The organism is Aeromonas sp. HMWF014 (assembly GCF_963878295.1).
GTDB lineage: Bacteria > Pseudomonadota > Gammaproteobacteria > Enterobacterales > Aeromonadaceae > Aeromonas > Aeromonas popoffii.
The window spans coordinates 1-12,676 of the sequence record NZ_CAWNYS010000170.1; the positions used below are offsets into that span (position 1 = coordinate 1).

The 12,676-nt window shown below is 61.3% G+C and carries 10 protein-coding genes, 1 tRNA gene and 1 pseudogene; all 12 read left to right on the forward strand.

Translation table 11 applies throughout. The features are described from left to right. Window positions 1-368 precede the first annotated feature (368 nt). Window positions 369-1,051: pseudogene (locus tag AAC083_RS06675) on the forward strand (4Fe-4S dicluster domain-containing protein). Then, entirely contained in the window at window positions 1,051-2,949 is a 1,899-nt protein-coding gene (gene hyfB / locus AAC083_RS06680; RefSeq protein WP_108536146.1) for a hydrogenase 4 subunit B, read from the forward strand. Before AAC083_RS06675 ends, hyfB begins: the two are co-directional and overlap by 1 nt. 1 nt (window position 2,950) lies before the next feature. Next, window positions 2,951-3,904, forward strand: a complete 954-nt coding sequence (locus AAC083_RS06685; RefSeq protein WP_108536147.1) for a respiratory chain complex I subunit 1 family protein — start codon at window positions 2,951-2,953, stop codon at window positions 3,902-3,904. A 64-nt stretch (window positions 3,905-3,968) separates the two neighbouring features. Continuing rightward, on the forward strand, window positions 3,969-5,687 hold the full coding sequence (locus AAC083_RS06690) for a hydrogenase large subunit (protein WP_108536148.1): 1,719 nt from the start codon (window positions 3,969-3,971) through the stop codon (window positions 5,685-5,687). A 9-nt stretch (window positions 5,688-5,696) separates the two neighbouring features. Next, complete coding sequence (locus AAC083_RS06695) at window positions 5,697-6,287, forward strand: formate hydrogenlyase complex iron-sulfur subunit (RefSeq protein ID WP_108536149.1); 591 nt, start codon at window positions 5,697-5,699, stop codon at window positions 6,285-6,287. Continuing rightward, a complete protein-coding gene (locus tag AAC083_RS06700; RefSeq protein ID WP_108536150.1) occupies window positions 6,287-7,102 on the forward strand; it encodes an NADH-quinone oxidoreductase subunit B family protein in 816 nt (271 codons plus the stop codon). The genes AAC083_RS06695 and AAC083_RS06700 overlap by 1 nt, the downstream gene beginning before the upstream one ends. Continuing rightward, window positions 7,095-7,508 (forward strand): formate hydrogenlyase maturation HycH family protein, encoded by a 414-nt coding sequence (locus AAC083_RS06705; RefSeq protein ID WP_108536151.1) that lies wholly within the window; start codon window positions 7,095-7,097, stop codon window positions 7,506-7,508. The genes AAC083_RS06700 and AAC083_RS06705 overlap by 8 nt, the downstream gene beginning before the upstream one ends. Continuing rightward, window positions 7,508-7,999: a hydrogenase maturation peptidase HycI gene (hycI, locus tag AAC083_RS06710; RefSeq protein ID WP_042034289.1), complete on the forward strand. Its 492-nt coding sequence runs from the start codon at window positions 7,508-7,510 to the stop codon at window positions 7,997-7,999. The genes AAC083_RS06705 and hycI overlap by 1 nt, the downstream gene beginning before the upstream one ends. Before the next feature lie 212 nt (window positions 8,000-8,211). Next, window positions 8,212-8,303, forward strand: a tRNA-Sec gene (locus AAC083_RS06715). A 302-nt stretch (window positions 8,304-8,605) separates the two neighbouring features. Further along, window positions 8,606-10,063: an L-seryl-tRNA(Sec) selenium transferase gene (gene selA / locus AAC083_RS06720; RefSeq protein ID WP_108536152.1), complete on the forward strand. Its 1,458-nt coding sequence runs from the start codon at window positions 8,606-8,608 to the stop codon at window positions 10,061-10,063. A 4-nt stretch (window positions 10,064-10,067) separates the two neighbouring features. Next, window positions 10,068-11,996, forward strand: a complete 1,929-nt coding sequence (selB, locus tag AAC083_RS06725) for a selenocysteine-specific translation elongation factor (RefSeq protein ID WP_108536153.1) — start codon at window positions 10,068-10,070, stop codon at window positions 11,994-11,996. Then, a partial coding sequence (locus tag AAC083_RS06730; RefSeq protein ID WP_146181604.1) for an acylphosphatase occupies window positions 11,993-12,676 on the forward strand: 684 nt, incomplete at its 3' end. The genes selB and AAC083_RS06730, both read left to right, overlap by 4 nt.

Genomic DNA, 12,676 nt, shown 5'->3' on the forward strand with positions numbered 1-12,676 from the left:
AAAACAAACTCTCTAACTTTGACATAACAATTTAATAGTTATTTATTTCATTTTTAGCTACTTCTTAAGCGTGACCTCCTCATTGAGAGTCTAACAGCGGAGAGTGTTCTGTTTTAATCCATTAAATGACAATTAAGATATTAATGTTTCAGGTGTGCGCCTTATTGTGACGAGCCCTCCCCTCCCTTCGTCACAAATGACGAACGTCAGATGTCGACACAGTGCCGCGTCCTTATTACGGCGCAACGCCAAATTTAAACCCTATTTAAAACAGCATCTTGGAATCAATTTCACGCCCCGGACCAATCTGGCCCGCATTTTGCCATCTTGCCCCTATTCTCTCCGTTCGCGACACGACAAGGTAGGCTATGAACCGCTTCGTTATCGCTGACCCCAAGCTGTGTATTGGCTGTGGCACCTGTATGGCGGCCTGCAGCACGGTGCACAAGGCGCAAGGTTTGCAGCAAGCCCCCCGTTTAACCGTCATGCGACACGAGCAGGCGACCATGCCGGTTCAGTGCCGTCACTGTGAAGAGAGGCCCCCTGCATCAAGGTGTGTCCGGTCGAGGCGATCCGCCAGACCGGCGATTGCGTGCAGCTCAACGAGTCGCTCTGCATCGGCTGTACCCTCTGCGCCGTAGCCTGCCCGTTCGGCGCCATCCAGAGCGGTGGCAGCCGTCCGGTGGCCATGGCCAACAGCTACGACACCTATATCCCCTGCTCCATCCGCTCCAGCAACCCCTCTACCTCTGCCGGTCTGCGCTGCTTTGGTTCAGATCTGCTGAGCTGGGAGCCCGGCGTGCGCAGCATCGCTATCAAGTGCGATCTGTGTGAGTTCCGCGCCGATGGCCCCGCCTGCATCGAGGCCTGCCCCTCCCAGGCGCTCTCTATCGTCAACGACACTGCCTGTGCCAACGCCGCCCGCGATCGCCGCCTGCAAGCGGCCAATGCCCACCCACAAGGGGCACCCGCATTCTCGGCCTCTGCTTACTCGGCCGTCACGACTGCGCCTGTTTCATCCGACGCTTCACTCACTGAGGGATCCTGCTGATGTTGTCCCCGCTTGTTATGGGCACCCTTGTGCTCTTCCTATTGGGCGCCGTGGCCGGTCTGCTGCTGCAAACGTACGCCTCTTTGGCCAACCGCCTCAATAGCGGCTTTGCCCTGCTGGGTTCGCTGGCCGGTGTGGTTGCCGCCATCAAGGCGCTGGCCCAAGACGCACCTATCGACGGTCAGCTCTGGCTGCTGGGCTCGGTGCATCTCGGCTCTTTTTATCTGGACACGCTCTCTGCCCTGATGCTGCTGGTGATCACCTTGGTGGGCGTCGCCGTCTCCCTCTACTCCTTTGCCTATATTCGCGAATATCAGGGCAAGGGGGATGTGGCCATTGGCGTCTTGATGAACCTCTTCCTGTTCGCCATGGTGGGCATGGTGCTGGCCGACAACGCATTGGGCTTTTTGCTCTGCTACGAGCTGGTGACCCTCACCACCTACTGGCTGGTCAAGACCAACCCGGAAGCCGCCAAACAGAGCCGCCTTTATCTGGTGATGAACCATATCGGCATGGCGCTGGTGCTGGTCGCCTTCTGGCTGCTCTGCCGCGAAAGCGGCTCGCTGGAGTTCGCAGCCCTTCGTGAGCACCATCTGGCGGGCACATTGGCCTCCCTGGTGTTCCTGCTCAGCTTCTGCGGCTTTGGTCTGCGCGCCGGTTTCGTGCCGCTGCACGGCTGGCTGCCGGTGGCCGAGCCCGTCGCCCCCTCCCATATTTCGGCGCTGATGTCGGGGGTGATGGTGAAGCTCGGTCTGTTCGGCATTTTGCGGGTCAGCATCGACTTTCTCGGCGCCAGCCAGCTCTGGTGGGGTTACATGGTGCTGATCTTCGGTGCCTGCTCGGCAGTGCTCGGGGTGCTGTTTGCGCTGGCCGAGCACGATCTCAAGCGGCTGCTCGCCTACCACACGGTCGAGAACATCGGCATCATACTGATGGGGATGGGGATCGGCATGATTGGCATCGCCAACCAGCAACCGGTGCTGGTGGTGCTGGGGCTGCTCGGTGCCCTCTATCACCTACTCAACCACGCCATCTTCAAGAGCCTGCTCTTTATGGGCACCGGCTCTGTGATGTTCCGCCTGCACACCCGTGACATGGACAAGATGGGGGGCCTTGCCAAGCTGATGCCCTGGACTGCGCTGGCGTTCCTTATCGGCGCCATGGCCATCTCGGCGCTGCCGCCGCTCAACGGCTTTGTCAGCGAGTGGTTTATCTATCAGGCGCTCCTTTCCATGACCCGGCTCGGCACCTCTGTGGTGGCCCCACTGGCAGTGGTGATGCTGGCAGTGACTGGCGCCATGGCGGTGATGTGTTTCGTCAAGGTCTACGGCATCTGCTTTTGCGGTTCACCGCGCAGCGAAAAAGCGAGTCAGGCCCGCGAAGTGCCCCATGCCATGGTGGCAGGCACCCTGCTGCTGGCCGCAGCCTGTCTGGTGCTGGGTCTGGGCGCCCCCTGGATTGCCCCCTTTGTCAGCGGCTACGGTCAGGCGCTCGTCTCCGCTCACGTCACAGGCCAGATGAGCGTTGCCACCGGTGCGACCCTGCTACCGCTCGACAGCTCTCAGGCGATCCTCTCACCGCCCGTGATTGCCATCACCCTCTTTGGCCTCTTCCTGATCCCGCTGCTGGTCGTGGCGCTGTTCAAGGGACCCAAGCTCGGTCGTCGTCACGCCGGTACTCCCTGGGCCTGTGGTTATGCCTATGAGGAGCGCATGAGCCTCACCTCCGGTGGTGTCACCCATACCCTGCGCCAGCTCTGCGCCCCCCTCTATCGCAAACAGCCCCAGCTCGATCTGGCCACTGCGCTGCACGGGGTGAGTGCGTCGTCCTCTGCCGCTGGCTGGCTCTTGCACGGCCTTGTGCTGGCGTTCTTTATCCTGATGGCTGTAGGAGTCTGATATGCCTGTTCTTGAAATGCCGAGCTGGGGCATGGTGGCCCTCGCCCTGACCCAGGCCATCGCCATGCTGGCGCTGGCACCGCTGGCCACCGGGTTCAACCGGGTGCTGCGGGCAAAAATGCACTCCCGTCAGGGGCCTGGTCCGCTGCAGGATTACCGGGATATCGGGAAGCTACTGCGCCGTCAGGAGGTCACCCCGGAGCCTGCCGGCATCCTCTTCAACCTGATGCCTGCACTGCTCATCGCCGCCTTGATGCTGGTGGCGATGGCGCTACCTACCCTGACCCACAAGTCCCCCTTTCCCATCGCCGGGGATCTCATCACCGATATCTACCTGTTCGCCATCTTCCGCTTCTTCTTCTCCCTGGCGGGGCTCGACAGCGGCAGCATGTTTGCAGGGATAGGTGCCCGCCGCGAGCTGACCCTCGGCATTCTGGTGGAGCCCATTCTGATGCTCGCCTGCTTCATCATGGCGATGATGGTGGGCAGCTCGGATCTGGGCAACATCAGCAGCTATGTGGCCACCCAGCCGCTGGCTGCGCCCATCGCAACCCTGTTGGCCGGTGCAGCCTGCGCCTTCGCGGTGTTCGTGGAGATGGGCAAGCTGCCCTTTGACTGCGCAGAAGCAGAGCAGGAGTTGCAGGAAGGGCCGCTCACCGAATACTCAGGCGCGGGACTGGCGCTGCTCAAGCTCGGCATCGGCCTCAAGCAACTGGTAGTGGTGCAGCTCTTTTTAGTGATCTTCCTTCCCTTCGGCAAAGCGGCGAACTGGAGCCTGCCCGCACTGGCACTGGCTGCCCTGATCCTGCTCTGCAAGCTGCTGGTGGCCTTTGGGCTGGCGGGCATTATCGAAAATGCCATGGCCCGCACCCAATTCGTGCGTACCCACAAGCTCACCCGCTATGGCTTGGGGCTCGCCCTGTTGGCCCTGCTCGCCTATCTGGTCGGGGTGTGAGCCATGACGGCCTTTACCTCCTCTTTTTCCGATTGCTCATTCCCGAACATAAAGTGAGAACTGCATGACCATCGCCATTTCGGATCGCATCGGTTGCGACTATATCCAGCAACTGCGAGCGCAACTGCCCCACGCCATCATCGACGAGCAGTGGCAGACCGCCGATCAGGCCACCCTGACCGTCAAGCCCACCAGCCTGGTGGCCCTCACCAGCCTGATCTTCCACAAGCAGGGGGGCTGGCTCTCGGTTTCGTTTGCCAATGACGAGCGCAGCCTCAACGGCCACTTCGCCGTCTACCACGTCTTCTCCATGGAGGGCGAGACCAAGAGCTGGATCACAGTCCGGGTGCTGGTCAACGCCATTGAACAGGAGTACCCCTCCATCACCCCGACCATACCGGCGGCGGTGTGGGGCGAGCGGGAGATCCGCGACATGTACGGCCTGCGCGCCGTCGGTCTGCCGGACGAACGCCGTCTGGTGCTGCCGGATGACTGGCCCGAAGATATACACCCGCTGCGCAAGGACGCCATGGATTACCGCCAGCGCCCCATGCCCACCACCGACACCGAGACCTACCCCTTTGTCAATGAGTTGGGCAATGAGGCCAACCGCATAGTGCCGGTCGGCCCGCTACACATCACCTCGGACGAGCCGGGGCATTTTCGTCTGTTTGTCGATGGGGAAGACATCATCGACGCCGACTACCGCCTCTTTTATGTCCATCGCGGCATGGAAAAACTGGCAGAAACCCGCATGGGCTACAACGAAGTGGCGTTTCTGACCGACCGGGTCTGCGGCATCTGCGGCTTCACCCACAGCGTCGCCTACACCACCTCGGTAGAGAACGCCATGGGCATTAAGGTGCCCGAGCGGGCCAAGATGATCCGCGCCGTGCTGCTGGAGGTGGAGCGCCTGCACAGCCATATCCTCAACATCGGCCTGTCGAGCCACTTCACCGGTTTCGACACCGGCTTTATGCAGTTCTTCCGGGTGCGGGAAAAGTCCATGACCCTGGCCGAGCTGCTGACCGGTGCCCGCAAGACCTACGGCCTTAACCTGATTGGCGGGGTGCGCCGCGACATCTTCAAGGAAGATCGCATCAAGGGTGCCCAGCTGGTGCGGGAACTCCGTGATGAGCTCAAACCCCTCGTTGCCATGCTGCTCGACACCGCCAACATCACCTCCCGTCTGGTGGGGATAGGCCGCCTCGATCCGCAAATCGCCCGCGATTTCAGCTGCGTCGGCCCCATGGTGCGGGCCAGCGGCTTCAAGCGCGACGTGCGCCGGGTCCACGACTTTGCTGCCTATCGCGAACTGCCGATGGAGATCCAGACGCTGGCGGGTTGCGACGTGCAGTCCCGGGTGCTGGTGCGCATCCACGAGCTCTACGACTCTCTCGACATGATTGAGTTCGGTCTTGAGCACCTGCCAGAGGGGCCACTGCTCACCGAAGGGTTTACCTATCAGCCGGGCAAATTTGCGCTGGGCTTTACCGAAGCGCCCCGCGGCGAGAATGTCCACTGGAGCATGACCGGGGATAACCAGAAGCTGTTCCGCTGGCGCTGCCGCGCCGCCACCTACGCCAACTGGCCTGCGCTGCGCTACATGCTGCGCGGCAATACCGTGGCCGATGCGCCGCTCATTATCGGCAGTCTGGATCCCTGCTACTCCTGTACCGATCGGGTCACCCTGGTCGACCCCAAGAAGGGCAAGTCCACCGTGGTCTCCTACAAGGAGATCGAGCGCTACGGTATCGACCGCAAAAACTCTCCGCTGAAATAAGGGGTCATCATGATCAAGTTGTTCAAGACCATACTCCAGGCGGGCACACCGACCGCCAAGTACCCCTTCGCCCCCTATGAGGTGAACCGGGATTTTCGCGGCAAACCGAAATATCAGGCGGATCAGTGCATCGCCTGCGCCGCCTGCACCAAGGCCTGCCCGGCCAATGCGCTGGTGATGGAAGTGGACATGGAGACCGGCGAGCGGCGCTGGGAGCTCTCCATGGCCCGCTGCATCTTTTGCGGCCGCTGCGAAGAGGTCTGCCCGACCCATGCCATCGCCCTCTCCCCCGAGTTCGAGCTGGCGGTGACCAACAAGGCCGATCTCTATGAGGAAGCCCGCTTCGCGCTGGCCCCCTGCACCCTGTGCGGCACCTACTTTGCCCCGAGCAAACTGGTGGCGCTGGTGGAGGACACCCTCAAGCAGGCAGGTACGCCGCTCGCTCGCGATGCCAAGCCGCTAGCGCCGCCAGAGCGACTGCACCACTGCCCCGACTGCAAACGAAAACAGAGCATGCTGAGCCAGCCTGACTCGGCCCTGATCACACCGATAGCCACACCGATTGCCGCACCGATTACCACACAACAGGAGTGGATGTGATGAGCAAGATCAAAGGCATAGAACCGGTTGTCGGCCATGCCCATACCCGCGCCGTGCCACTGGCGCAGGATCCCGAGATCACCAAACTTAAAAAAACCCTGCTCAAAGACATTCGCCGCTCGGCCTATGTCTATCGGGTCGATTGCGGCGGCTGCAACGCCTGCGAAATAGAGATCTTCGCCACCATCACCCCGCTGTTCGATGCCGAGCGCTTCGGCATCAAGGTGGTCGCCTCCCCCCGTCACGCCGACATCCTGCTCTTTACCGGCGCTGTGACCCGGGCGATGCGAGTCCCTGCCCTGCGCGCCTATGAGGCCGCCCCCGATCCCAAGATCTGCATCGCCTACGGCGCCTGCGGCTGTGACGGCGGCATCTTCCACGATCTCTACTGCGTCTGGGGCGGTACCGACAAAATCGTGCCGGTGGATGTCTATATTCCGGGCTGCCCACCCACCCCTGCCGCCACCATCTACGGCTTTGCGGTGGCGCTCGGCCTGCTTGAGCAAAAACTCAAAGCCACCAGCCACGAGGTGCAACCGGGGGCGCGGGTGGAGCTGCGCCACACCGGCATCCCCAACGAGATCCGGGTGATGATCGAGCGTGAAGCCCGCCGCATGGCCGGTTACCGTCAGGGACAGATCATCGCCGACGAGTTTATGGCCCTGCTCGAAGGGGCGACCCAGCAGGATGTGGATCTGCGCATCCGGAGCTATCTCGATCAACATGACGACCCGCGCCTGTCGGAGATCGTCAACAACCTGGCGGGCGCCTGCCTTAACCGGGCGGCAGGTAAGGGAGAGGCAGTGCATGGCTGACCAGGTTTACTTTTACCGTCTCTCCCGCAAGTTTGTGGACGAGCAGTTTGACATACCGGAAGAAGCCAAGGAGGTGATCTACTACAGCCTCGCCATCGGCCACCACCTCGGTATTGTCGATTGCCTGAGCGCCGATCTGGTCTGCCCGCTGGCGGGTTATCGCGACTGGGTGGCCAAGCTACCCGTAGGCAGCGAGGCGCGCCGCAAGATGGAGGGGTTTCTCACCTTTGGCGAGATCACCATCTATCGAGAGCACTGCCACATGCTGGCCTGCGCCTTCGACCGACTGCGCAAGGCGGAAGGCGTGCTCGATGAACAGGAGCTGGGCTGGACCGACACCTTTATGGATCAGCTCACCGCCCTCTATAACGATCCCCATATGTACCTGATGGTAAGGAGCCGCTGATGGGCTGCAATCTCGTGTTGACCGTGGGCAATGCCATGATGGGGGACGACGGTGCCGGCCCTTGGCTGGCGGACAAACTGCAAGCCGCCCCCCTGCCCGGCTGGATCCATATTGACGGCGGCATAGCGCCGGAAAATGCGGTCTACAAGGTGCGGGAGCTGCAACCGGCACGGGTGGTGCTGGTGGATGCCGCCGAGATCGGCGAAAAGGCGGGCACCTTGCAGGTGATCCCCCCCGACACCATCGCCGAGATGTTTATCTTCTCGACCCACAACATGCCGCTCAATTTCCTGATCGACGAGCTCAAGACCTTTGTCCCCGAGGTGATCTTTGTCGGGGTGCAACCGGCCATCGTCGCCTTCTCCTTCCCGATGACCGAGATGGTGAGCGAAGCGATGGATTATCTTTATCAACATCTTGATGCCGCCAAGGACACCCGCTTGTTAATAGAGCGGCTGGACCAGTGGAATATTACCAACGCCGAGCGATGACTATGCACAGGCCTGTTAACGCCCGTTATTGACTGACTGCTTTGGCAATGTGACAAACACCCGGTGTTAAATTAAAATCATCGGGTTAATCGTGCTGAACTTGATATAAAACAAGGTTCTTTTGATTTTTCAAAAAATCGCTAACTCTCGCTTTTTTATGATAAAAAAGCGTTGCCAGTCACAAAAAATTGCCACAAAATAGCGTCCATAGTGGAAGTTGATGGGGTCTGGTGGCCTCCTCGGTCTTCAAAACCGATGTGAGCCGAGAAGGCTTTGGCAGGTTCGATTCCTGCCTCTTCCGCCAATTTCATATATTGGGCAAATGTCATCTCGCTGATGTTTATCGGCCTGAATGCTATTTTTAATCGCTTGTTCAATATGTTTGAAGGAATACCTTGAAAGAAGGTGCTTACCGCTTGCCAATATAATCCGAACACAGGTTATTGCTCTGGCCAATTATTAATTTATCAGCATAAATAGACCATTTATTTATGCACTATGTTTGCAACAATTTGCAAACCGCCAGCACTGAAATAACCCGTCAGCTCGGCCTCTCTATCGGCGACCGGTGTGCATGTCAAACCCACGCACTTCCCTGGTAATCCCATGCCGAACCCGTCTCATGCGCCAGCCATCGCCCACAGCCAGCCCGAAGCACGTCCGACTGCCGACGATTCACGGTCACAGCACAGCCAGCAACAAACGCGCCGCCTGCCACAAGTGGAACAGCTGCTGCAGCAACCCTTTCTCGCGACCTATATCCATGCGCTGAGCCGCCCGCTGGTGACTCAGGCGGTGCGCGAGACCCTGAGCGAGCTGCGCCAGAGCGAAGATTTTCGCCAGCATGGCGTCGCCCCCGAGCAGATCGAGGCGCTGATTGCCAAACGCTGTCGGCAGCAGTTGCGCCAGCGCCAGACCCGGGTGATCAACACCACCGGCACCCTGGTGCATACCAATCTGGGGCGCTCGCCGCTCTGTAGCGATCTGTGGGACGAGGTGCGTGACCTCAACATCGGCTACAACAATCTGGAGCTGGATCTCGCCACCGGCAAGCGCGGCGGGCGCAAGGGGCTGATCGCTCCCCTGCTCCGTTGCCTCACCCAGGCCGAGGATTCGCTGGTGGTCAACAACAACGCCGCTTCGCTCTTTTTGCTGCTGCAGGAGGTAGCCAAGGGGCGCGAGGTGATCGTCTCGCGCGGCGAGCAGATCCAGATTGGCGGCGGCTTTCGCATCCCCGACATTCTGGCCCTCTCCGGCGCCAAACTGGTGGAGGTGGGCACCACCAATATCACCACAGCCCGAGATTACCTCGATGCCATCACCGATCAGACCGCGCTGGTGCTGATGGTGCACAGATCCAATTTCGCCATTCGCGGCTTTACCGAATCCCCCGATATCGGCGAGGTGGCCCGAGCCCTGCCAGAACACGTGGTGCTGGCGGTGGATCAGGGTTCCGGCTTGACCAGCGAAGAGTTTGCACCGGATGAAACCTCGGTGCGCCAATACATCAAGGCGGGGGCGGATCTGGTCTGTTACTCCGGCGACAAGCTGCTGGGCGGCCCGCAATCGGGCATCATCAGCGGCCGCAGCGATCTCATCAAGCGGCTGGAAAAACACCCCATGATGCGCACCTTCCGCCCAAGCCGCATCGTCTACTCCCTGCTCGAACGCCTGCTCATCCACAAGCTCAACAAATCCCTCGTCGGCGAAGGGATTGCCCAGCGCACCTTGAGCAACCCGGCCGCCATGCAGGCGAGAGCCTCCCAGCTGATGGCCGCCCTGCCCGGCTGCTTTGTGCCCATTCCCGCCCAGCTGGTGGTGGGCGGTGGCACCTTGCCGGACGAGTTCTACCCCGCGCCAGCGCTCGAATGCACCGACCCGCGCCCGGCCCAGCAGCTGCTCGATGCCCTGCGCGAACTGCCGGTGCCGGTCATCGCCACCGTGCGCCAGCAGAAGGTGCTGCTCAATATGGCGACCCTGCTGCCGACCGAGATGGATCTGTTGATCGCCCAGCTTAACGAGCTGCTGCTACCTGCCTCGATCAACGCAACAGAGGAGTCCTGATCCCATGACCTCCTATCGCGCCGTTATCGGCCTTGCTGGCCACGTGGATCACGGCAAGACCCTGCTGATCAAGGCCCTCACCGGCATCACCACAGCCCGCGCCCATGAGCAGGCCATCGGCATGACTCAGGATCTGGGCTTTGCCCACTTTGACGACGGTCAGGGCAACACCATAGGCGTCATCGATGTGCCCGGCCACGAGCGCTATATCCGCAACATGGTGGCGGGGCTCTGGAGTCTGGATCTGGTGCTGCTGGTGATTGCCGCCGATGAGGGGTGGATGCCGATGACCGGCGATCACCTGCGCCTGCTCAAGGCGATGGGGGTACCGCGCCTGCTGGTCTGCATCAACAAGTGCGATCTGGTGGAACCCGACGCGCTGGCACTCCTCGAAGAGAGTCTGCTGGAGCGGGTGATGGACGAGAGCGGCATGGTGCCCGACATCGTCAGCGTCAGCGCCAAGACCGGTGAGAATATGGCCGCCCTGCACGCCGCCATTGTGCGCCAGTTGGGGGATATGGCCGAGCATCATGCCCTCCGCGAACAGGCCGCCCCGCGACTGTATGTAGACAGGGTCTTTACCGCCAATGGCACCGGCACAGTGCTCACCGGCACCTTGCAGCAGGGCAGCCTCAAGGTGGGGGACAAGCTGCGCCTCTACCCCGCCGACAGGGAGGTGCAGGTGCGCTCCCTGCAGGCCTATCACCAGAGCGTCGAGGAAATTGGCGCCGTCTGTCGGGTGGCAGTGGGCCTTAAAAAAGTGCCCCACAAGGAGGTGGCCCGCGGCCACTGCCTTACCAGCGCAACAGGCCAGTGCGAGGCGGCGACCCACCTTATCGTGCGGCTCAACGGCGAGCGCCTGAGCACCAAGACGCTTCGCACGCAGGAGGTAGAGGTAGCCCTCGGCAGCTGGCATGGCCGGGCGCGCTTTGTGCCGATTAAAGAGGCACCTATAAACGAGCTGCCGATCAAGGATACCCGGTTGGCGCGGCTGATCTTTGCGACTCCCATCCCCTGCTTCTTTGGCCAGCCGCTCGCCATCATTCGCCACGGCAGCAGCGAACTGCTGCATGGCGCCCGCATCGTCTGGTGTGGTGACATCCATCCCGCCAGACGCAAGCCGCTGCACACCCTGCTGGGCGAACTGCCGGATGACTTGGAGCGATACAACCCGGCCACCCTGCAACTGGGGCTCAACGGCTATGTGCTGGCCAGCCGCTTTGACGAGCGGCCTGAACAGGTCACCCCCCTCGGTGACTGGCTGCTGGACAACCACTGGCTGGCTCAAAGCCGCGACCAACTGCTCGCCACGCTGGCTAGCGAACCGCTGAGCGCCGCCGAGCTTGCGACCCGCTTTGGTATCGCCTTGCCGGTCACTCAGGCCCTGCTCCAGCAGCTAAAGATCGAGCAGCTTGTTCGCCTGCACCATGACAAGTGGCAACCGGGCAGCGGCGAGTCGGAAGATGATTTGGGGCAAGAGGCACAGCTGGTACTCAAAGTGGTGCGAGATCAAGGCAAGGAGGGTTACGAACCCGGTAAACTGGGCCCCGGCGGCGTGGCGCTGGATCCCTTTATCACCCGCAAACTGCCCGCGGCCCTGCGGCAGGGCTTGCTGCGCAATGGTTTACAAAAAAACTGCGCGCTGCAAAAGCAGCTGCGCAATCTGGCAAGGCTTCAGTATCTGGTGCAACTCGATGGCCCCATCTACTACGACACCGCCCTTTACAACCAGATGGTTGCCGCCGTGCTGGCGGGCCAGCAGGTGGGAGATCTGATCGACATGGCATCCTTAAAGGAGATCACCGGCTTGTCGCGTAAATACGCCATTCCGTTCTGCCTGCGCATGGAGATGGATGGCTGGGTGCGGCGCGAGGAGAACGAGCGTCGGGTGCTGCGTTTGCCACAGACTCAAGATGAGATGGAGCCGGCATGAGCGCCACCATCGCCCTCTCTATCGCTTCCAATCCTGCTGCCAACCGGCTGCGCCGTGAATTTCATATCGACGGCATAGTGCAGGGGGTCGGCTTTCGCCCCTTCGTCTATGGGCTGGCACTGCGCCACGGCCTTGCCGGTTATGTCTTGAACGATGCCAACGGCGTCACCATAGGTGCCGAGGGTTCCCCCGAGCAGCTCGCCACCTTTGCCCGCGAACTGCGCGACTTGGCGCCGCCGCTCAGCCGAATCGATCATTTCAGTGAGCGGGAACTGCCCCGCGATGCTGACCCCGACCATAATCCCGACTACGACGGCCAGTTTCATATAAAGGCCAGCCAGCAGCAGAGCGCCGCCACGGTCGCCATCTCGCCGGATCAGGGGATGTGCGAAGCGTGCGCCACGGATGTGGCCAACCCCAAAGATCGCCACCATCACTACCCCTTTACCAACTGCACCCACTGCGGCCCGCGCTACACCATCATCCGCCGCCTCCCCTATGACAGACCCCACACCGCCATGGCCGACTTTGCCATGTGCCCGCGCTGCGCGGCGGCCTATGAAAACCCGCTGAACAGACGCTATCACGCCCAGCCGGTGAGTTGCCCCGAGTGCGGGCCCCATCTCAGCTGGCGCAGCGGCCGTGGCGATGCCCTGGCCGAGCGCGAGGATGCCCTGCAC